General features: G+C 71.3%; 15 protein-coding genes and 1 tRNA gene. 10 read left to right on the top strand and 6 right to left on the bottom strand.

Annotation, left to right across the window (positions count from 1 at the left end; translation table 11 throughout):
* Positions 1-107 precede the first annotated feature (107 nt).
* Positions 108-1,268: an ROK family protein gene (locus ACIBNA_RS04955; protein ID WP_399163851.1), complete on the top strand. Its 1,161-nt coding sequence runs from the start codon at positions 108-110 to the stop codon at positions 1,266-1,268.
* Here ACIBNA_RS04955 and ACIBNA_RS04950 read toward each other — a convergent pair.
* Positions 1,226-2,083, bottom strand: a complete 858-nt coding sequence (locus ACIBNA_RS04950; protein WP_399163850.1) for a TetR/AcrR family transcriptional regulator — start codon at positions 2,081-2,083, stop codon at positions 1,226-1,228. The two genes, ACIBNA_RS04955 and ACIBNA_RS04950, sit on opposite strands and share 43 nt — an antisense overlap.
* Before the next feature lie 130 nt (positions 2,084-2,213).
* Between ACIBNA_RS04950 and ACIBNA_RS04945 the strand changes: the two genes are divergently transcribed.
* From ACIBNA_RS04945 to ACIBNA_RS04920, 6 genes are all read left to right on the top strand, one after another.
* Positions 2,214-2,432: a hypothetical protein gene (locus tag ACIBNA_RS04945; protein WP_399163849.1), complete on the top strand. Its 219-nt coding sequence runs from the start codon at positions 2,214-2,216 to the stop codon at positions 2,430-2,432.
* Between the two features lie 115 nt (positions 2,433-2,547).
* Positions 2,548-3,321 (top strand): LPXTG cell wall anchor domain-containing protein, encoded by a 774-nt coding sequence (locus ACIBNA_RS04940; protein WP_399163848.1) that lies wholly within the window; start codon positions 2,548-2,550, stop codon positions 3,319-3,321.
* A gap of 133 nt (positions 3,322-3,454) precedes the next feature.
* Positions 3,455-4,234 (top strand): HAD-IIA family hydrolase, encoded by a 780-nt coding sequence (locus ACIBNA_RS04935; RefSeq protein ID WP_274816607.1) that lies wholly within the window; start codon positions 3,455-3,457, stop codon positions 4,232-4,234.
* Between the two features lie 141 nt (positions 4,235-4,375).
* Complete coding sequence (locus ACIBNA_RS04930) at positions 4,376-5,137, top strand: hypothetical protein (protein WP_399163847.1); 762 nt, start codon at positions 4,376-4,378, stop codon at positions 5,135-5,137.
* Positions 5,138-5,139: 2 nt separating this feature from the next.
* Positions 5,140-5,817, top strand: a complete 678-nt coding sequence (locus ACIBNA_RS04925; RefSeq protein ID WP_399163846.1) for a class F sortase — start codon at positions 5,140-5,142, stop codon at positions 5,815-5,817.
* 332 nt (positions 5,818-6,149) lie between these two features.
* On the top strand, positions 6,150-7,181 hold the full coding sequence (locus tag ACIBNA_RS04920) for a glycoside hydrolase family 6 protein (RefSeq protein WP_399163845.1): 1,032 nt from the start codon (positions 6,150-6,152) through the stop codon (positions 7,179-7,181).
* On the opposite strand, the gene ACIBNA_RS04915 is transcribed toward ACIBNA_RS04920, so the two are convergent.
* The 5 genes from ACIBNA_RS04915 to ACIBNA_RS04895 all read right to left on the bottom strand — a co-directional run bounded on the left by ACIBNA_RS04915 (position 7,178) and on the right by ACIBNA_RS04895 (position 16,749).
* Positions 7,178-11,389 carry a trypsin-like peptidase domain-containing protein gene (locus tag ACIBNA_RS04915; RefSeq protein ID WP_399163844.1) on the bottom strand — a complete coding sequence of 1,404 codons (4,212 nt, stop codon included), beginning with the start codon at positions 11,387-11,389 and terminating at the stop codon, positions 7,178-7,180. The genes ACIBNA_RS04920 and ACIBNA_RS04915 overlap by 4 nt on opposite strands.
* Positions 11,390-11,584: 195 nt before the next feature.
* The gene (locus ACIBNA_RS04910) at positions 11,585-13,525 is read right to left on the bottom strand and encodes a galactose oxidase-like domain-containing protein (protein WP_399163843.1); all 1,941 of its coding nucleotides are present in this window, start codon (positions 13,523-13,525) and stop codon (positions 11,585-11,587) included.
* The gene (locus ACIBNA_RS04905; protein WP_399163842.1) at positions 13,522-15,528 is read right to left on the bottom strand and encodes a glycosyltransferase family 2 protein; all 2,007 of its coding nucleotides are present in this window, start codon (positions 15,526-15,528) and stop codon (positions 13,522-13,524) included. The genes ACIBNA_RS04910 and ACIBNA_RS04905 overlap by 4 nt, the downstream gene beginning before the upstream one ends.
* 324 nt (positions 15,529-15,852) lie before the next feature.
* The gene (locus ACIBNA_RS04900) at positions 15,853-16,566 is read right to left on the bottom strand and encodes a FadR/GntR family transcriptional regulator (protein WP_399163841.1); all 714 of its coding nucleotides are present in this window, start codon (positions 16,564-16,566) and stop codon (positions 15,853-15,855) included.
* A gap of 109 nt (positions 16,567-16,675) precedes the next feature.
* A tRNA-Lys gene (locus tag ACIBNA_RS04895) sits at positions 16,676-16,749 on the bottom strand.
* Positions 16,750-16,949: 200 nt separating this feature from the next.
* Here ACIBNA_RS04895 and ACIBNA_RS04890 point away from each other — a divergent pair.
* From ACIBNA_RS04890 to ACIBNA_RS04880, 3 genes are all read left to right on the top strand, one after another.
* Complete coding sequence (locus ACIBNA_RS04890; RefSeq protein ID WP_399163840.1) at positions 16,950-18,287, top strand: peptidoglycan-binding protein; 1,338 nt, start codon at positions 16,950-16,952, stop codon at positions 18,285-18,287.
* An 81-nt stretch (positions 18,288-18,368) separates the two neighbouring features.
* Positions 18,369-19,490 (top strand): SPFH domain-containing protein, encoded by a 1,122-nt coding sequence (locus ACIBNA_RS04885; RefSeq protein ID WP_399163839.1) that lies wholly within the window; start codon positions 18,369-18,371, stop codon positions 19,488-19,490.
* Positions 19,491-19,591: 101 nt separating this feature from the next.
* Positions 19,592-20,197: a lytic polysaccharide monooxygenase gene (locus ACIBNA_RS04880; RefSeq protein ID WP_399163838.1), complete on the top strand. Its 606-nt coding sequence runs from the start codon at positions 19,592-19,594 to the stop codon at positions 20,195-20,197.
* Positions 20,198-20,271: the final 74 nt, after the last annotated feature.

Genomic DNA, 20,271 nt, shown 5'->3' with positions numbered 1-20,271 from the left:
ACTTTGGCAACGCTGTTGCCAAAGTGCAAGCGCCGGGGACAATGGGTGGCGTGAACAGGGCGAACGACCGTACGGGCGGAGTGGGCGCGGTAGGCGGAGCGGGCGGCATGGCTGGTGCAGGGGCCGGAGCGAACCTGCTCGCCCTGCGCAGCCACAACACCGCGCTGGTGCTCGACCTGCTGCGGACGGCCGGGTCCGACGGCATCAGCCGGCTCGAACTCGCCGAGCGGACCGGCCTCACCCCACAGGCGGTCAGTAAGATCACGGCCCGGCTGCGGGAGGACGGACTCGCGGCGCAGGCGGGGCGCCGCGCGTCGACCGGGGGCAAGCCGCGCACGGTGCTGCGGCTGGTGCCCGAGGCGGGGCACGCGGTGGGGGTCCACCTGGACCGGGACGAGGTCCGGGCCGTGCTCGTGGATCTGCGCGGGACGGTGGTGGGGGAGCGGCGGGCCGCGCTGGATCTGGGGGCCGGGGCGCGGGCGGTACTGGCAGCGGTGACGGAGGCCGTGCGGGCGACGGTGGAGGAGGCCGGGCGGGCGGTGGTGTCCGAGGCTGGGCGAGCGGCGGTGGCCGAGATGCCGCCCGCCGGACCGCTCCTCGCCCATGCCGGTTCCCTGCTCGGGGTGGGGGTGGCGCTGCCCGGGCCGCTCGATCACGTCCGGGGTGTGCTGCACCGGGTGACCGGCTTCCCCGAGTGGGACGGCTTCCCGCTGCGGGAGGCGCTGGCCGAGCGGCTCGGGGTGCCGGTCGTGGTCGACAAGGACACCAACGCGGCGGCGCTGGGCCTGGCGGCCGGGGGCGAGGCCGGCTCCTTCGCGTACCTGCACCTCGGTACGGGGCTGGGGGCCGGTCTGGTGATCGGCGGGAGCGTGCACCGGGGAGCCCGGACCGGGGCGGGGGAGTTCGGCCACCAGGTGATCCAGCTGGACGGCCCGCCGTGCACCTGCGGCGACCGCGGCTGTGTGGAGGCGCTGTGCCTCGGTGCGGCGGCGCGCGGCGATGTCGAGGAGGCGGCGCGGGTGCTGGGAGCGGGCGCGGCGAACCTGGTGGGGCTGCTCGACATCGACGTCGTCCTGCTGGGCGGCCGGACGGTGGCCGCGGCGCCGGAGGCGTTCGTGCGGGGGGTCGGGGCGGTACTGGGGGCGCGGGCCCGGCGGACGGGGGAGGACGCCGTGCCGGTACGTGTCGCGCCGGGGGGAGGGCGAGTCGTGGCGGTGGGGGCGGCTCAGCTGGTGCTGGGGCCGGTGTTCGGGCGGGGGGACGGCTGAGGGGCGGGGGCCGGACTCGTGCCGGGGGCGGGCGCCGGATCCGGCTGGGGCGTGGGTGTGCAGGCGGCGTCCGGGAAGATCCGCCGCAGGTGGTACTCCAGTACCGTGCGCACGTCCGCGAGTGAGCGGCGGCCGTGCAGAACGTCCAGGCCCAGCCCAATCGCACCCGACACCAGCAGGTCCGCCTCGTGCGCCCGGTCGATGCCCGGCGCGGTGCTCCCCGACGTCTCGCCCACCCCGATGATGTCCGAGACGAGCCGTTCCAGCGGCTGCTCAGCGGCCAGGAAGACCTCCGCGAGCACGGGATCGGTAAGGCTTCGCGCGTAGTACGCCGTGAACACGCGCAGGGCGAAGGCGCGTTGCTCGTCCAGGGGCAGGAACTCGTCCAGCACCGCCCGCAGCAGCGCGCACGGCTCCGTCATGTCGTACCGGATACGCCCCTGGGCCAGCCGTTCGTTCTCCTCGTGCAGCAGCCGCAGCGCGTCGACCATCAGGGCGTGCTTGGAGTCGAAGTGGTACTGCACGACCCGCAGCGAGACCCTGGCCTCGGCCGCGATCCTGCGCATGCTCGCCGCGTCCAGCCCCTGCTCGGCCGCGATACGCCACACCGCCTCGGCGATCCGGCGCCGCTGCCGTGCCCGGACGTCCGTCGGCCGGGGCGCGGGCGGGCTGCCCGGGGCGGGCAGCGGCTGCCTGCGCCGGCGGTACGCCCGGGCCTGGCAGCTCCGGGAGCAGTAGACGGGCGGGCGGCCTCGGCCCGGCCGGACCGTGGGCGTGCCGCACACCGGGCACGCCCGTTTATTTTCGTCACGCACGCCTTCACGATAGCGCGCCGAAAAAGTGTGACGTAAAGAGGAAATACGGCTCGGGGCAAGACCAATGCGCACCTGTCGATTGATACGTTCGTAACGTCAACGACGCACCTCTTCCGCGGAAAGGAAGGCCATGAAGTACGACGTCCTACAGGTCCTCGGCATGGTGACGATGGTCGTGTGCGCCCAGGCACTCGTCCGGCTCCTCGTCGACAACGGCGACCGGGGGCTGCTGGACGGGCTCCCCGGCGGCTTCCTCCCCGCGCTGCTGGCCTACGCGGTCCTCACCGCCGCCGGTGTCCTCCTGACCGGCTGGGCGCACTCGCGCGCGAAGGCAGCGGGGCGCCGCTGAGGGTCCCCTCGGGCCCTCGGCGTGTGCGCCGACCGGGCGGATCCGCACCGCCGTTCGGGGGCGTTCCCGGCGATGTCGGCTGGCGACCGGCTCCATCCGGCAATGTCACATCTCCATGCGACCCTGCACGTCCGCTCACCTCTGCCTGGCGGCGGCAGCCGCCGTCCTGCTCACCGGGGCTCCTCCGGCGTACGCGGAAGAGCCTGCGCCCGCCTGTGCCGCGCCCGACGACCACACCTTCCCGCTCACCACCCGCATCCACGGCGGGCCCGACGCCTACACGGCCGGGGGCGGGTTCGGGACCTGGTATCTCGATCTGACCAACACCACCGACCGGCCGTGCACCGGTATCCACCCCGTCGTCGTGCTCGTCGACGACAAACGGGCGCTGGAGCCGTCGCAGCCCCGGCTGGAGTTCTTCGAGGGGGCGCGGGCACACCCCGTGCGGTTCGAGAAGACCGGTGAGGACGAGCTCGTCGGGGCGTTCGCCGACGAGGAGGGCCGGTTCGCCGGGTTCAACGTCGGACCGGGCAAGACCGTCACCGTGAAGGTGCGGCTCGCGGTCACCTCGGACGCCGTACCGAACGACGTCACCGTCAACGCCGCCGTGGTGCAGCGGCACGACGACGACGGCGACTGGGTCGGGCAGTCGAACGACTACCGCTTCGGGATCCACGGCGATGCGCCGATCGACGGGGGCGAGCCGGAGACCGACGGCGGTACCGACTCCCAGCCGGAGTCCGAGGAGTCCGTCCCGCCCCGCGAGGACCGCTTCCCGTTCGCCGAGGAACTCGCCCGTACGGGAAGCGGCGGCCGGATCGCCGCGGCTGCCGCGGCGGTGCTGCTCGCCGTGGGCGGGGCACTGCTCCTTGCGCGCCGTCGCCGCTGAGGCGCGAGGAGGAGCCGTCCCGCCTGTCGGGACGCCGTATACGGGCCATTCCCCAAGATCCGGCCACTGTTTAGGCTTGGGCTGCCTGGCCCCAAGGCGCACGCTGGCCCGCGTACGGCAGGAGATCCCGCACATGGCAGACCGCAAGCCCATCGAGTCGTGGCTCACCGACATGGACGGTGTGCTCATCCACGAGGGCGTACCGATCCCCGGCGCCGACGCCTTCCTCAAGAAGCTGCGCGAGTCCGGGAAGCCCTTCCTGGTCCTCACCAACAACTCGATGTACACCCCGCGCGACCTGCACGCCCGGCTGCGCCGCATGGGCCTGGACGTGCCGATCGAGAGCATCTGGACCTCGGCCCTGGCCACGGCCCAGTTCCTGGACGACCAGCGGCCGGGCGGCTCGGCGTACGTCATCGGCGAGGCCGGCCTGACCACCGCGCTGCACGACATCGGCTACATCCTGACCGACCACGAGCCGGACTACGTCGTCCTCGGCGAGACCCGCACGTACTCCTTCGAGGCCATGACGAAGGCGGTACGGCTCATCCTCGGCGGCGCCCGTTTCATCTGCACCAACCCCGACGAGACGGGCCCGTCCACCGAGGGCCCGCTGCCCGCGACCGGCGCGGTGGCCGCGCTGATCACCCAGGCGACCGGCAAGAAGCCGTACTTCGCGGGCAAGCCGAACCCGCTGATGATGCGGACCGGGCTGAACGCCATCGGGGCGCACTCCGAGAGCAGCGCGATGATCGGCGACCGTATGGACACGGACGTGCTGGCGGGCATGGAGGCCGGGATGCAGACGTTCCTGGTGCTCACCGGCCTGACCCGGCCCGACCAGGTCGACGGCTTCCCGTACCGGCCGTCGCAGGTCGTGGACTCGATCGCGGACCTCGTCGACCGGGTCTGACCCCAAAGGCAGCGGGCCTCCGAGCCCGGGGCAGCGGGCCGGAGCTCAAACCCGTCGCCACCCGTATGGAGCAGTCGCCGCGTCCCTGAGGATGCGGTGGCCGACCGTGCGGGGGAGGCTCCAGGCGTCTGGAGGTTCACGATGGGTTCCCTGAGAGTCACTGTCTGTACGAGCGTCCTGGTCGCGGCCGCCCTCACCCCGGCGGCGTACGCGGCGGACGCACGGGGCGTCTCGGTGACCCCGGCGACCCCCGCGCCCGGCAGTGACGTCACGCTCCGCGTGACCGACTGCGCGGAGAGGACGGCCGTCGCCCGCTCGGCTGCGTTCGTCGCGGACGCGCGGCTCACCGTCACCGACGGTGAACTCGTCGGCGAAAGCCGCGTCCGCTCCACGCTCGGCGCGGGGACGTACGCCGTGCAGGTCACCTGCGGGGAGGCCGAACGGACCGGCAGGTTCACCGTCCGGGAGCGGGAGGGGCGGCGGTCCGCGTCCGGGCCGGGCGAGCATCCGTCCGCATCCGGGCCGGGCGAGCATCCGTCCGCATCCGGGCCGGGTGGGCAGCCGCCCGCGCCCGGGCCGATCGGACAGCCACCCGCACCCGGGACCGGTGGGCAGCCGCCCGTTCCTGAAGGCGGTGGGCAGCCCTCCGAATCCGGCGACGATGGGCAGCCGCCCGCGTCCGGGGGCGATGAGCAGCAGCCCGCCTCCCGGCGGCCGGGCCCGTACCCCTCACCCGTCGCCCCTGTCCAGGCGGGCGGTGGCGGCGCGGCGGACCTCGTCGCCGCCGAGGACCGCGGGGCCGGTCCCGGCACGGCGCAGGGGGTGACCGGCCTGATCCTCGCGGGGGTGGCCGCGGTGGTCGTCGCGCTGGGCGGTGTCCGCCGGCGTCGCGGAACGGACTGACCATGTCGGACCAGGATCGAATCAAGGGCCGCTCCCCGGGCACCGGCCGCCTGCTGGCCGGCGTCGCCTGGGTGGCGCTGCTGCTCGGGCTGTGGCTGTGGGGCCGCGAGGTGACCGACGTACGGCACGGCATATCCGCGCCCACCACCGGCGACATGGCGGCGGCCGGACGGCCCCCGGACGTGAAACTGCCACCCGCGCACCGCCCGTTGGGCGACGCGCTGCCGCAGCGCGTCGACATCCCCGGGCTCGGGGTGCAGGCGCCCGTGGTGGCGCGGGGCCTGGACGCGCGCGGCGCGCTCGATCCGCCGCCGTACGACCAGCCGGGCGCGGTCGGCTGGTACGCGGGCGGCGTGGCACCCGGGGCGCCGGGGACCGCGCTGATGGTCGGTCACGTCGACACCGACACCCGGCCCGCCGTCTTCTACAAGGTCAGCGCCATGCGCCCGGGCCAGACGATCCGGGTGATCCGGGCCGACGCCAAGGTCGCCGAGTTCACCGTCGAGTCCGTCCAGGTCCTCGCCCGCGACCGCTTCGACGCCCACCAGGCCTACGGGCCCCGCGAGTCGGGCCGGGCCGAGTTGCGACTGGTCACCTGCGGCGGCAGCTTCGACCGTACGACCCGCAGCTACACGGCGAACGTGGTCGTCTCGGCGTACCTGACGGGAACGGGCCTTTAGCACCCGGTGTACCCACCCAGCCCGGTCGACGACCCGCTCCCCCTGAAGTCGCCGACCGGGCTGGTCCTCGACCGCGCGCGCACGGGCTGCGGGAGTAACCCGGCGAGCTGCGCGGGAGCCGGCGGGAGCCACGGTGGGTGAAACTCTGGCCGGAGGCCGGGCCCCGCTGAGAAGACTCTAGAACCAAAGGGCCACCCGGGCCTAGAGGTTGAATAACGCCAAGTCCCGATACGGTGGCTCTGCGTCATCCGCGCAGGTGGGTTCGGCCTCGTGGGGTCCCGGGACGTATGTCAGGATTGAGACTTGGAACGGTGCACCCAAGGGGGAGTTGGATGTACGGCAGCAGGGGGGTAAGGGTGTCCGCCGCGAGGCGGATGTCCGCAGTGGTGCTGGGGGCGGCACTGCTGATCACGGGGTGTTCGTCCGACGGGGGGGACGGACCGGACCCGGGCGCCGACGAGGGCGCGGGGATCACACAGCAGCCCAAGGAGACCGCTCCGTTCTGGGTCAATCCGGACGGCACCGCGGCGAAGCAGGTCGCCGCACTGGAGAAGGCCGGCAAGAAGCAGGACGCCGAGCAGATCCGCAAGATCGCCGAGCAGCCGGTCGCCGAGTGGATCGGCCCGGACAATCCGCAGGAGCAGACGCAGGGCTTCACCGAGGCCGCCGACAAGGCCGGCCGTACGGCACTGCTCGTCCTCTACAACATCCCGCACCGCGACTGCGGCCAGTACTCGCAGGGCGGCGCCGCCGACGGCAACGCCTACCGCGAGTGGCTCGACGGCGTGGCGGCGGGCATCGGCAACCGCTCCGCCACGGTCATCCTCGAACCGGACGCGCTGCTGCACCTGGTGGACGGCTGCACCCCGGAGCAGTTCCACGAGGAGCGCTACGACCTCCTCAAGGGCGCCGTCACCAAGCTCAAGTCCCTGAAGAACACGCAGGTGTACCTGGACGCGGGCAACGCCGGCTGGCAGAACCCCGACCAGATCTTCGAGCCGCTGAAGCGGGCCGGCATCGAACAGGCCGACGGCTTCGCCGTCAACGTCTCCAACTTCTACTCCACCGACGACTCCATCGCCTACGGCAAGCAGCTCTCCGCCAAGGTCGGAGGCAAGCACTTCGTCATCGACACCAGCCGCAACGGCAAGGGCCCCTACACCCAGGGCAACCCGGACGAGCGCTGGTGCAACCCGCCGGGCCGCGCGCTGGGCGAGACGCCGACGACCAAGACGGCGGACCCGTTGGTCGACGCGTACCTGTGGGTGAAGCGGCCGGGCGAGTCGGACGGCGAGTGCAAGGGCGGGCCGAAGGCGGGGCAGTGGTGGGGGGACTATGCACTGAAGCTGGCCAGGGCTGGCTAGACCTTCGGGCAGACGTCCTCGACCTGGTCGGGATCGACCGCCAGTTTCCTCTCGTCCTTGGTCAGCTCCCGCCCCGCCAGGGCGCACAGCCGGTCCATCCACCGCTCGGGTTCGAGAGGGATCACGGAGGTGCGGGAGCCGTCGACGAGCGTGAGGGCCTTGCGATCGGTGCTCGGTGAGAGGACCGAGCCGTAGCCCACGTAGTAGCGGTAGGTGTCCTGGCGGTTCTCGATGTCCCAGACGACTTGTTCACCGGCGGCGGTGGTGGTGTGGAGGAGGCGGTCGCCCAGGAAGCGGCCGAGGTAGTAGACGCCGTTGTAGGTGAGAGCCGGCAGGTCTCGCTTCTTCTCGACGTCCCACAACCGCACTCGACCGCCGGCGTATTGCACAGCGAGGACTTCGCCGTCGGGGGAGAGGGCGAACGACCGGACCGACCGCTCACTTTCCCCCCTCTTGATCCACCTCTTGAACTCACCAGTCGTGAAGTCCCAGGTGCCGATCTCGGCCACCGTCCGCACCAGTGCCTGTGGTTTGCCGGGTATGGCGGTGGCGAAGGTGCCGGCCGCCTCGTTGGCGAGCTGGGCACGCTCCTGGACGGGCGGCCGGTAGATCTCGCCGTCCGGCTTGCCGGTGTCGAGATTCCAGCGGGAGACGTACGACAGCCCCGAGATCACGGCGTGGTCGTCGTCGGAGAAGCTCAGGTTGATCCAGGACGGGACGAGCCCCGTTTGGGGGTCCGCTCCGGAAGCCGTGATGCCGGGAGGGGCGGGCAGCTCAAGGACGTGCTCCTCCCGGAGGGAACCGTTGTCGATCCGCCAGACGAGGACCGTCCGCTGGTCCTCGGCGATGGTCAGCATCCGTCGCCCTTCCGGGCTGAAGGCGGCGTACATCGGGGCCAGCGGTCGGGACGACCGGGCGGTCGCGAGGAGCCGGTGGCCGGCCAGGTCCCACAGTTGCAGTCCGCTGCCGCTGGTGTCGACGACGGCCATTTTGCCGCTCGGTCCGTCCGGTGTGCGGATGCGATGGATCAGGGAGTTGGAGTCGAAGGACGTGGGCGGCTTGAGGCGTACGGTGACGATGCTGCCGCCGGCGGAGACGGCGGCGCGCAGGTCGTCCGGAGGGCCGGCGAGCGCGACCGCCGGAGCGAACGAGCGGCCGGTGATGTTCTGGTCCTCGGGAGGTGCGGCGGGGGTGTCGAAGGTGGACGGCCAGCCCTTCTCCAGATCGATGACGAGGAAGCGCATCCGGCCCAGGTCACTGCCGATGCGCCCGGTGGGATTGACCAGGTAGCGGCCCGTGGCGTCGAGCCGGGGTGCGTAGAGCGGGCACAGTCCCTGGAAGCTGTCGTTGCTCCAGCTCTGGAAGCGCCGGGGCGTGGTGCCCAGCCGCCACGCTTCGAGTGAGCCCTGCTCGGTGCAGGTGACCAGGACACGGCCGTTGCCGCTGACCGTCGCGGAGGCGGTGGCGCGATCGTCCCAGGGGCGGTGCAGCGAACCCCGGTTCAGGTCCCAGGACACCAGCCGGCCCCGTACGTCGTCCGCTTCCGCTCCGGAGGGCACGATCCGCGCCACGACCGTGTCGTCCGCTGCGAACCAGGCCTGTGCCGTGTCCCAGCCCTTCGGCGGGGCGAGGGTGCGTCCGATGCGGCGGCCGTCGTCCGCGTTCCACACGAGGACGCCCTCGCCGGGGATCGCGGCGAGGATCCGCTTGCCGTCCCCGTCGAAGCGCAGGTCATGAGGGGCGCGTGGATTCTTCTCGACGGACTTTCCCTCGCGCAGGTGGACGGGCCGCCTGTCCTTGGAGTCCGGGGCGGACGCCACGGCCAGGGAGATCACGCCCCATTCGCTGCCCCGGGCCATGACCGATCCGTCGGGCGAGACGGCCATCCGCGCGTTGTCGGTCGCTTTGATGTGCCGCCAGGGTTTGGGCCGGGCCTTGCCACGCAGATCCAGTCGCACGTACTGGCCGTCGCTCAGCAAGGCGAACGCGAAGGTGCCGTCCTCCGTCAGCGACACATCCTCGACATCGTTACGCCCTTCCATCACCACCCGCTCCACATCCTGCAACCGCAGGTACTGCGCGAGCAACGCCGACCGGGCCTCGGGCCGGGCCTCCGCCCGATACGCCCCGACCGCGTACAGCGAGGAGGCGGTCAGCGAGGTGCTGTCGAACCTCGCGGCCTGCTGCGCCAACCGATCCGAAGCCAACCGCCGCTGCTCCGTCAGCAGGTTCAGATACAGCACGGAAACCACCGCCGCCGCCACCACGGCCAGAACCGTGACAAGCGCCCACAGCACCCGCAGATACCGCTTCCGGCGCTCGGACCTCGCGGCCTCGTGTGCCTTACGAGCCCTCAGCCCGACACCCGCCTCGATGAACTCCCGGTCCTCTTCCGTGAGTTCGTCAGGCCGATCGGCGAGCCACCGCTCCGCGACCGACAGGGCCGGGTCCTCCAGCAGCAGCCCGTCCGGCCGCCCCGCCCGCCACCAGCGGGCCCGGTCGTAGCGCAGTTCGCCGCGCCAGGTGAGGAACGTACGGTCGCTCTCCAACTGCTCGGCCAGCGGCTGCCAGTGTTCGATGAGGGCCTCGTGGGCCAGCTCCACCGTCTCGCCCCGCTCGGGATCCGCGCCCACCACCAGGACGCGGGCCTCGACGAGCTCCCGGGCGATGGACCACCACTCCTCGCCGGCGTCACGGCGGGCGAGCCGGGCACGCAGGGCCGTGCCGCTGCCGGGCGGGACCTGGATCAGCGCGCGGAGCAGCCCGGTCGCGGCCTCCGGCGCCGTGCCCCGCAGCGCCCGCCGCCACGCGGAGTCCGCCCTGCTGCTCAGCACCCCGCCGAGGCCGCCCAGTTCGCGGTAGGTGTCGAGGCGGAGCCGGCCGCCGACCTGCAGTTCCCACAGGGTGGTCAGGACGAACCCGAGCAGCGGCAGGGCTCCCGGCCGGCCCGCCGCGTCCTCGATGAGCCGGTCGGCCAGTCCGCTGTCGTACTCCACGCCGGGGAAGGCCCGCAGCGGCAGCCGGACCACCTCGGTGAGCTGCTCGCGGGTCATCAGGCCCAGCTGGTGCGCGGGCGCTCCGCCGACCAGCCGGCTCAGCTCCGGGTGGCGCAGGGCCGCGTCCTGGAAGTCGGTCCGCAGCGCGACCAGGACCGCCACCCCGGGGTGCCGGCAGGCGTCGAGAAGGGCGTCCACCAAGGCGCGCAGCTCGTCGTCGGGACGCAGCAGGAGCGCCTCCGCCTGGTCGACTGCCAGCACGAGTCCGCGTGCCGAGCGGTGGGTCCGCAGTGCGTCCCGGACCGTCGCGGCGTCCGGTTGACGGCCCTCCGCGCGCAGGGTGACGACCTCCACCTCCTGCTCCTTCAGGCGGGGCAGGACGCCCGCCATGAGGAGGGAGGACTTGCCGGAGCCGGAGGGGCCGGTCAGTGTCACGCAGCCCTCGGGCGGCGACCCGTGCGGGCAGAGCAGGTCGACGACCGCGGTGACGTCCTCGTCCCGGCCGAAGAAGTGCGCGCTGTGCTCCTCGGTGTACGGGCGCAGGCCCGGGAAGGGGGAGGACGGCGCGAGGAGTTCGGCCAGTTCCGGCAGCTCGTCGAGGATCGTGCGGGTCGGGATGCAGAAGGCCTGCCCGCGGTGCGCCGGGGAGATCGAGGCGACGATGCCGACCACGGCACCGAGGTCGTCGTCCCACACGGCCGAGCCGCTGAAACCGGGCTGGATCGGGTCCGACTGCCCGTCGAGCGGCGACATCTGCAGTCGGCCCGTGCTGGTACGGGCCCGCAGCCGGGCCGTGTGCCAGCCGCCGCCGGTGTCGTCCCTGGGCAGTCCGAAAACGATGGCCTCGTGGTCCCAGACGTCCCTGGGCGCCACCATGACGACCGGCCGGGCTTCCGGGAGCGGGTCGGCCAGGGACAGTACGGCCACGTCCCCGGTGCCGTTCGCGCGCACCGGCACCCAGTCGCGGACGACGGCCTCGGTCTGCTCGCCCTCCTGGAGGACCAGGGTGACGCGCACGGGTCCCTCGGGCCGTGCCTCGCTCCTGCCCGGCAGCCCCAGGGCGTCCAGGACGACATGGGCGCAGGTCAGCACCAGCGTGGGCGCGATGAGCACCCCCAAGCCGCCGATGTGCCCGTCCGTGCCCGTGACCTGGACGGTCGCGGCGGCCAGGACGTCCTCGGCCACCGGGTCCGACGTGGTCGACTCGGTCATCTCCCGTTTCCCCCGCCACCGTTGACCACACGTGTTACCGATGTCGTACCGAGAGCACACCAGAGTGTGTGCACACGTCAAGCACGTTTCCCGACAACGCCCTCGCGGCGGACGAGCGAATGGGACAAACGAAAGGGGCGCCCCCCCGCACGGGAGAGCGCCCCTGTCAGCCGATGGCCACGACTCAGCCGATCACTACGGCACCTTGACCCACTGCGCCTTGCTCGGCGTGCCCCGGTCGTCCGTCACGAACAGCATGTACCAACCCGCCTGGACCAGGTTCCGGTTCTTCGGCATGGTCACCGTCAGCTTGTCGCCGGACGCCTTGAAGTCCAGGGCGATCGACCGCTGGTCGACGTCCGTGACGTGCGTGGCGGCGCTCGGGCGGATCAGCCGGACCTTCTGGATCTTCGCCGCGTCCGACGAGGTGAACGTCCCCGTGCCGCCGCGCTCGATGGTCTGCGGCCCGCCGGACAGCGAGGGCTGGTCCCCGCTGCCGTAGAGGTAGGGCGGCGTGTAGATCTCGATGCGCTGCTCGAACTTGCCCGGCTTGGTGTTGGCCTTGTCGCCGTACAGCGAGTCCGAACCGAAGAACATCACGCGGCCGTCGGGCAGCAGGATCGACCCGGAGTGGTAGTTGCGGCCCACCAGCGGGTCGGCGACCCGCCGGAGGTCGTTCTTCTCCGTGTCGTAGAGGCGCGCCTCGAAGATGTTGGAGTCGCTGCGGCCCCGGTAGTCCTCCGAGCCGCCGGAGATCAGCACGCTGTCGTCGGGCAGGATCGAGGCGTTCGGGTAGCGCGTGCCCTTGTCCAGGGACGGGCCGTCCACGAAGCGCGGGTCGTCGTCCAACAGGTCGACGATCCGGGTCTTCTCGCTGGCCTCCTTGGACTCGCCGACGCCACCGCCGCCGATCACCATGTACTTCTCGTCCTGCGCGGGCGGCAGCAGCACCGTCCCGGACGTCTCCATCAGCTTGGGGTCGCTCAGGCCGGGGATCTTCGTGAACCTGTTGGTGTCCACGTCCCACACGCCCGGGTCGCGGCCCACGTCGTCCGGCCCGTAGCCCGCGTTGGAACCCGAGTAGAAGATCTCGCCGTTCTGCATGAGGAACAGCGCCGGGTAGGTCGGGAACTGCCGGACCTTGTCGGTGTAGGTCCACTTCTTGGTCTTCGGGTCGAAGACCTCGTTCTTGCCCGGGACCAGCTGGCCGATGTCGTCCAGGCCGGAGACGCTGAGGATCCTCCCGTCGCTCAGGGTGGTGAGCGTCGGGTACCAGCGGGCCTCCTTCATCGGGTCGACCTTGATGTACTTCTCGGCTACCGGATCGAACTCGAAGGCGTCCCGGATCCCCTGGAAGTCCTTCTTGTCGAGGGCGAGCTTCTGCGCGATGCCGTACGTGTTACGCGCGTCATCACCCTTCAGGCCGTGCACGCGGTAGTTGTCCTGCGTGCCCGTCTCGTACTTCTGGCCCCGCTTCTGCGCCTCCACGTAGATCCGGCCGAGACCGGGGTCGTTGCGCAGGAACTTGCCGGTCGCCTTGTCGAAGACCTTCTTCGCGCGCGGTACGAGCACCGGGTCCTTCGAGACGAAGGTCTTGCCGTTCTCCTTGCCCGTGAACTTCGTGCCCGCGGGCAGCGTGATCGGCTTGTCCGGGTTCTCGTTGTGGACGATCATCAGGCCGCCGGCCTTGGTGACGTCGCCCTTGAGCTTCTCGTACCGCTTGGTGCCGCCCGCGATCAGCAGGTTGCCGTTGGCGAGTTGGGTGTGGCCGGTGCAGAACAGGTCGCTGGGCGTCGGGACCTTCTTGATGGTGCCCTTGACCGGGTCCCAGATCCGGGTGTCGAACCTCTTCGCGTCGAAGTTGTCCTGGTTGTTGCCCGACCCCGCGACGAGCAGCACCTTGCCGGTGCGCAGCAGCGCCGCGTGGATCGTGTTCTGCCGGTACTCCTCGGGAAACTCGATGATCTCCCACTTGCCGTTCGCGGCCTTGTACTCCGGCTTGTTGATTGTGTACTGGTGGTACTTCTCGGTCCCCAAGCGGTAGAGCCACGGCCCGTTCGCCCCGGCCAGCGCGAGTACCACCGCCGTGCCGATCGCGAGTCGACGGGCCCGGCGGCGGCCTGCACGGTCGTTCATTCCTTACGTCCCCCAAGTCCACCAAGGGCGATCTGCATGGTCTGGTCGGTCCCCCCGACCTCCCCGTTTCCGCCAGGGGTGGCGGCCCAACTGGGCTTGTTCTGCGGGGCGTGCGGCGCCGCCTGCTGCTGCGGGATGGGCAGCGGCTGCGTCCGGTGCGGTCCCGCAGGATCCTGCGGCTGCTCCACGGCGGGTGCGGCGGGCTTCTTCGCCTCCTGCCGCAGCTGCCAGCGCCAGGCGAAGACCGGCGAGGCGGTGATCAGCAGCGCGAACGTCGCCCAGATGATCATCGCGGGGTGCGAGTGGCCGAAGACGAAGCCGGCCGCGATCGACGCGCCGAAGATCGCGACGAAGTACCAGTGGTAGCGGAACGTGCCGAACCAGCGGTCCGGGCTCGCCGAGTCGCCCTTGGGCGTGACCACGAACTTGCTCTTGCGCCGCAGCACGGAGTCGATCAGCGCCTTCGCGTACAGCGGCGCCGACAGCGCGGACATCACCATGCCGGCCACACCGCCGGAGCCCTCCGGCTCGTGCGGCGAGACGTTGTGCCGGCGGTTCCAGACGTACAGGCCGATCTGGAGCGCGGAGGCGTTGCCGTAGAGCATCAGCCAGACCGCCGGGTCGATGTTCACACCCGAGGCGCCCAGGCCGAGGAACAGGCAGCAGCTCAGCGCCGCCAGGATCCAGTTCAGGGCCGACATCGGGTAGAAGATGATCATCATCGTGTAGTTGAAGAGCTTGCTCGGCGGCAGCGAGTACCAGCCCTTCCAGTACTGCCCGATGATCGTCTCGTACGTCCCTCGCGACCAGCGCATCTGCTGGGTGAAGAAGTCCGTCCAGGCGCTGGGGCCCTCACCGACCGCGAGCACGTCCGGGGTGTAGACCGAGCGCCACTTGTTGCCCGTCGCCGGGTTCTTGTGGCGGTGCATCTCGAAGCCGGTCGCCATGTCCTCGGTGATCGAGTCGTACAGACCGCCGATCTGCTTCAGCGCCTTGATGCGCACGGCGTTGGAGGTGCCGACGAACATGGGGGAGCCGTAGCGGTTGCCCGCGCGCTGGATCAGCGCGTGGAAGAGGAACTGCTGCGACTCGGCGGCCTTGGTGATGGGGTTGTCGTAGTTGCCGTAGACCTGCGGGCCGATGACGAAGCCGACGTCCGGGTCGCGGAAGAAACCGAGCATCCGCTCCAGGTAGTTGGGCAGCGGCACGTGGTCGGTGTCGACCGAGGCGAAGAAGTCGTAGTCGTCGCCGTGCGCCTCCAGCCAGGCGTTGTAGTTGCCGTGCTTGGTCTTGGCGCGGTGCGGGCCCTTGGCCTGGTTCCACTTCGCGACGCCCTTGCGGGAGAAGTGGTGCACGCCGAGGCGCTCGCAGACCGCCTTCACCTCGGGGTCGTCGCCCTCGTCGAGCAACCAGACGTGCATGAGGCCCCGGTGGCGGATCTTCACCGCGGCCTGAAGCGTCTTCGTCACCATCTCCAGCGGCTCCTTGCCGGGCACGAAGGAGGTGAGGAAGGCCACTCTGGTACCGGTCTCGGGCACCACCGGGATCGGGTCGCGGGCCACCAGCGTGGCGTGCGCGTTCGACACCACGTTCATGCAGCGGAAGAACTCGATCAGACCGATCGCGACCAGCATCACCACGTCGAGCGCGGGCAGCCAGTCGAAGGCCGGGTAGTCGCGCTCGGTCCAGTGCTCGGGCTGGAGCAGCCACACCAGCAGCACCACGGACAGCACCGGGGCCGCGGCCAGCATCAGCGCGACTCTTATGCGGTGCGGTTCCTGCGAGAGCAGCGACCGGTACTGCACCTTGTATGGCTTGGTCGGATCGGGTTGGGTGAGGGGACCCGCGAGCCGGCTGTAGTGCTCGTAGTCGTATCTCGGCAGCGTCTTCTTGATCCGCCGGAAAGTCCCCGTGGTGCTCATCCGATGCGTCGGCACCCTGAGCTGGGTGGTCTGGGACGGGTCGTGGTCCTGCTGTCGGGCGCCCGTCGGCCTCGACGTCATGAGTCATCCCCCCACACGCGGACACCGCGTGTTTTGTCGCTTCCTTCCGTCTGCGGCAGGTCCCCCTCGACCTTCACAGACGTATCAGTGGTGAGTCGCTGTCACCACGTCATCCACACCTTATAGACACGGCAACGCGACCTTCCGGTTGCATGATGCCCCCCACGGCATCGCTTCATGAACGGGGCCCCTACCCCCGCCCGACCCGCAACCGGTTCCTTTGCCCCCCAACTGCCGCGTATGCGCAGCATCTTGAAAAACCAGGAAACCAGGGTTCTACGGCGCTCATCATGATCGCAAGATGCGAAACGCGGTGTTTACCGGTCATACGCGTTCATTGTGGCGGGTGTGGGGGCCCTGTGGAGCCGTTGTGGACAGGCGGGCGCGGATGTTCCCGAAGTGCTCTCTTATGGCCTCCTCCGCCCGCACCGAGTCGCCGGACCGGACCGCGTCGAGGATCTCCCGGTGCTGCCGGCAGGTCACCTTAGGGTCCTGCGGCACGCCCCCGAGGTCCGTGCGGACCCGGTGGAAGGCGTCCCAGAACGCCTCCAGGACCTCGCTCAGCAGCACGTTGTCCAGCCCCCGGTAGAGGGTGGCGTGAAAGGCCCGGTCGGTCTCGGCGAGACCGGCTCCGCGCGCGGCCTGCTCTTCCATACGGTCGACGAGCCCGTCCAGTTCAACGAGGTCCGCTCGCGGTATCCGCCCCGCGAGCCGGGAGGCCAGCCCGGTCTCCACCGCCTCCCGCAGTTCCAGCAGCTGGAGCAGGGAGTCCTCGCCCCGGTAGTGCCCGGCGACCGTGCGGAAGGCCAGGCCCTCGATCATCGGGGCCAGGGACATCGGGCCGACGTAGGTGCCGAAGCCGTGCCGGATCTCCACGATGCCCATCGCCTGGAGCGCCTTCAGCGCCTCCCGCACCGAGTTCCGGCTCGCGCCGAGGTGCTCCATCAGCTCGGGCTCGGTCGGCAGCGGGGCCCCGGAGGCCAGCCGGCGGTCGATGATGAGCTTCTTGATCCGCTCCTGGAGGTCACGCGCTGCCATGGCGAGAGGGTATCCGGCCATTCGCGCGGTGGGCCGGGTTCCGGCCAGAGAGGCAAGAGGGAGGGGACACAAGAAAGCCCCCCGCTTCCGCGAGGGGCTTTCCGGTCGGTGCGCCGCCAGGGACTCGAACCCCGGACCCGCTGATTAAGAGTCAGCTGCTCTAACCAACTGAGCTAGCGGCGCGCGCTGACGGCGTAACTCTACAGGACGTCCGGAGGTGCTCCCGACCGCCTGCCCGGGCCCGGGCGGACCCCGTCAAGGGCGCCGCGTACATCATTCGGACCGTCAGCATGCGCGTGCGGAAGACAGTTGAGAAACTGACGGCGCGCGCCCGGACGGGCACAGGCGCGGCCTTTTTCCGCCGGAAGTGTGAGGGGAATCGCATGGAGTCTCCGGTATTCGAGGAATTCGACCCCGCGAGCGACTGCGACTGCCCCGGATGCGTCCACTGGCGCCGCGTCCTGCCGCATTCCTGGGCCGGCCGCACCACCGCCCACCCGGCCGCACACCGTGCCCTCGCCCTGGCCGCCGTGGCCTCGGCGGCGCTCGGCGCGGGCCACGCCGTACCGGCCACAGCCGCTCCGCACGCACCTCACCGACCCGGCGTTTCCGCAGGTGAAGAGCCCGACACCCCTCAGGGAGGCAAGGCCCCGCTGCACGGCCCCGGCGGCCGTCCCGCGAGGCCCTCCGCCACCCTCAAGCCAACCGCCATCACCCGTACGGAGATCATCAACCGGGCCAAGACCTGGGTCGCCGCGAAGGTGCCGTACAGCATGAACGACTACTGGTCGGACGGCTACCGACAGGACTGCTCGGGCTATGTCTCGATGGCCTGGACGCTGCCCGGAAACGAATGGACGGGCAGTCTCGCCCAATACGGTGAGCGGATTTCCAAGGAGGAACTCCAGCCGGGTGACATTCTGCTGTTCCACAATCCGGCCGACCCCGAGAGCGGCTCGCACGTCGTCATTTTCGGCGGCTGGACCGACTACACGCACACCTACTACATCGCCTACGAGCAGACCCGCCCGCGCACCCGCCGGCAGTCCACCCCGTACTCCTACTGGAGCGACTCCGACCGGTACCTCCCCTATCGGTACAAGGGCGTCACGCCGGAGGAGCCGGGGAAGGAACCGGGGACCGTACCGGGCAAGGAACCGGTCGGCGGGAAGCCGGGCGCACCGGCCGCCACGCCCTACCCGGGAGCGGCGTATTTCGGCCCCGGCGCGAACAACAAGTACGTCACGCTGCTCGGCCGCATGCTCGTCGCGCGCGGGGCCGGCGGCTCCTACGCCTCGGGCCCGGGACCGCGCTGGACGGACGCGGACCGGCGGGCGACCCGGGCCTTCCAGCTGGCCCAGGGCTGGACGGGCGCCGACGCGGACGGTCTGCCCGGCCCGCGCACCTGGGAGCTGCTGGTCACGGGGAAGGGCAAGGACGTGAAGGCCGGGGCGGTCGGGCCGCCGCCCTCCTCCCACGGTGTCCCCGGCTACCCGGGGCGGGCGATGTTCCGGCCCGGCGCCAGCAACATGTACGTCAACCAGCTGGGGAGGCAGCTGGTGCGCAAGGGGTTCGGCAGGTTCTACGGGGTCGGGCCGGGCCCGCGCTGGGGCGAGGCGGACCGGCGCGCCGTCGAGGCCTTCCAGCGCACCCAGGGCTGGCGGGGCGGCGCGGCGGACGGCTACCCGGGACCCGAGACCTGGCGGCGGCTCTTCTCGTAGCAGCCCTCCTCGGAGGGGGCCCGAACCCCGGCATCGGGGATCACCGTTGTGACGCATCTGGCGCGGAGGCTGGAGGCACCCATGAGTACGACCACTTCCCACACGTCCGAGCCCGACGGACCGGCCGACGGACCGGCCAGACCCGCCCGGCTCATCCAGAACGAGGCCACCACCGAGATCCCCGTCCACCTGCTGTTCCGCGACGACCCCGCCCCGGCGCCGGTACCGCTGAAGCCGGCGGTCGTCGGCCGCAGGCAGGGCACGGGGGAGCAGCCGCGCCTCGGACGCCCGGCGGCCCTCGCGCCGCGCCCGGTGCCGCAGGTCGACCCCGACCTGGTGGAGCGGCCCGCGCGGGTGCTGCCCGGGGCGGCGGGTGTGCTGGCCGGGGCGTGGGGGGCGGCCGGGTGTGTGGCCACCTCCTGGTGGGCCGGGTTGCTCCCGCCGCTCGTGCTGGAGGCGCTGCGGCTGCCCGCGCACGCCGGGGCCGGGCTCGGCCCCGCGCAGTGGGCGGCGTACGCGGGGGCCGGGGCGCTCGGGCTGTTCGGGTTCGGCGGGCTGGCCCGGGGCCGGACCGGGCGGGCCTGGGTGCTGGATCTGTTCGGCCGCTACCGGGGTACCGTCCGGCGCTCGGGTCTGCTGTGGGTCAACCCGCTGCTGCTGCGCCGCCGAGTGGACGTACGGCTGCGGCACTGGCGCAGCGAGCCGGTGCCGGCCGCCGACGGAGGCGGGGTCGCGCTGCGGGTGGTCGTCCTGGTGGTGTGGCGGGTGCGGGACACCGCGCGGGCCACGCTGGGCGTCGAGGACCACGAGACGTATCTGCGCGAGTGCGTCGAGGCGGCGCTGGCCCGGGTGCCGGTGGAGATGCCCGGCGGGACCAAGGGCTCCACGGACACGGCGGCCGAGGCGCTGACCCGGCTGGTGGCGGCCGACGCGGCGCCGGTCGGCCTGGAGGTGTTCTCGGTGCAGCCGGTCCGGGTGGAGTACGCCCCCGAGGTCGCCGCCGCGATGCACCGCCGCCGGATCGCCGCGCTGGACGCCCGGCACCGGGCGAGCGTGCTCACCTCGGTCGTGGACTCGGTGGAGGACACGGTGACCCGGCTGACCATGCGGGGGCTGGTCGAACTCGACGACTACGAGCGGAAGGTGCTGGTGAAGGATCTGACGGTGGCGTTCTGCGCGGGCCGGGGAGAAACAGCCCCGTGATTGGTATGGACATGTTCAACTGACGCCCATACTCTCAGGCTTGGTCTAGACCTACCTGCACGGCTCGCTGAACCTCCCCCACGTTCTCCAGGAGCGGCAGCATGCGCACAAGGACCAAGTTGTCCGCAGCCGCGGTGGGACTGGCCACGACCGGAGCCCTCGTACTCTCCTCCGGCGGCGCCAGCGGCCACGGCTACACCGACCTCCCCGTCAGCAGGCAGAAGCTCTGCCGGAACGGCACCGTGACCAACTGCGGCCCGATCCAATGGGAACCGCAGAGCGTCGAGGGCCCGAAGGGCTTCCCGGCCTCCGGCCCGGCCGACGGGCAGATATGCAACGCCGGCCTCGGCCAGTTCAGCCAGCTCAGCGCACCGCGGACGCCGTCCGGCGGGGCCTGGCCCACCACGAAGGTGACGGGTGGCCAGAGCTACACGTTCCGCTGGCAGTTCACGGCCATGCACGCCACGACGGACTTCAAGTACTACGTCACCAAGCCGGGCTGGAACCAGAACCACAACCTGGCCCGCTCCGACCTCAACCTCACGCCGTTCTTCACGGTGCCGTACAACGGCCAGCGGCCGCCGTCGACGCTCTCCCACAGCGGCAGGCTGCCGTCCGGGCTGAGCGGCCGCCACGTCATCCTGGCGGTGTGGACGATCGCCGACACGGGCAACGCGTTCTACGCCTGCTCGGACGTCACCTTCTGAACCTTCTGAGGTTCCCTTGAGTCACCGGTGCGGCCGGTGTGGGTAGGTTCCTCCCACGCCGGCCGATCGGGGCC

The organism is Streptomyces sp. NPDC050164 (genome assembly GCF_044459945.1).
Lineage (GTDB): Bacteria > Actinomycetota > Actinomycetes > Streptomycetales > Streptomycetaceae > Streptomyces > Streptomyces coeruleorubidus_A.
The sequence above is the reverse complement of the archived record's forward strand: the minus strand, read 5'-3'. Positions and strand labels throughout refer to the sequence as shown.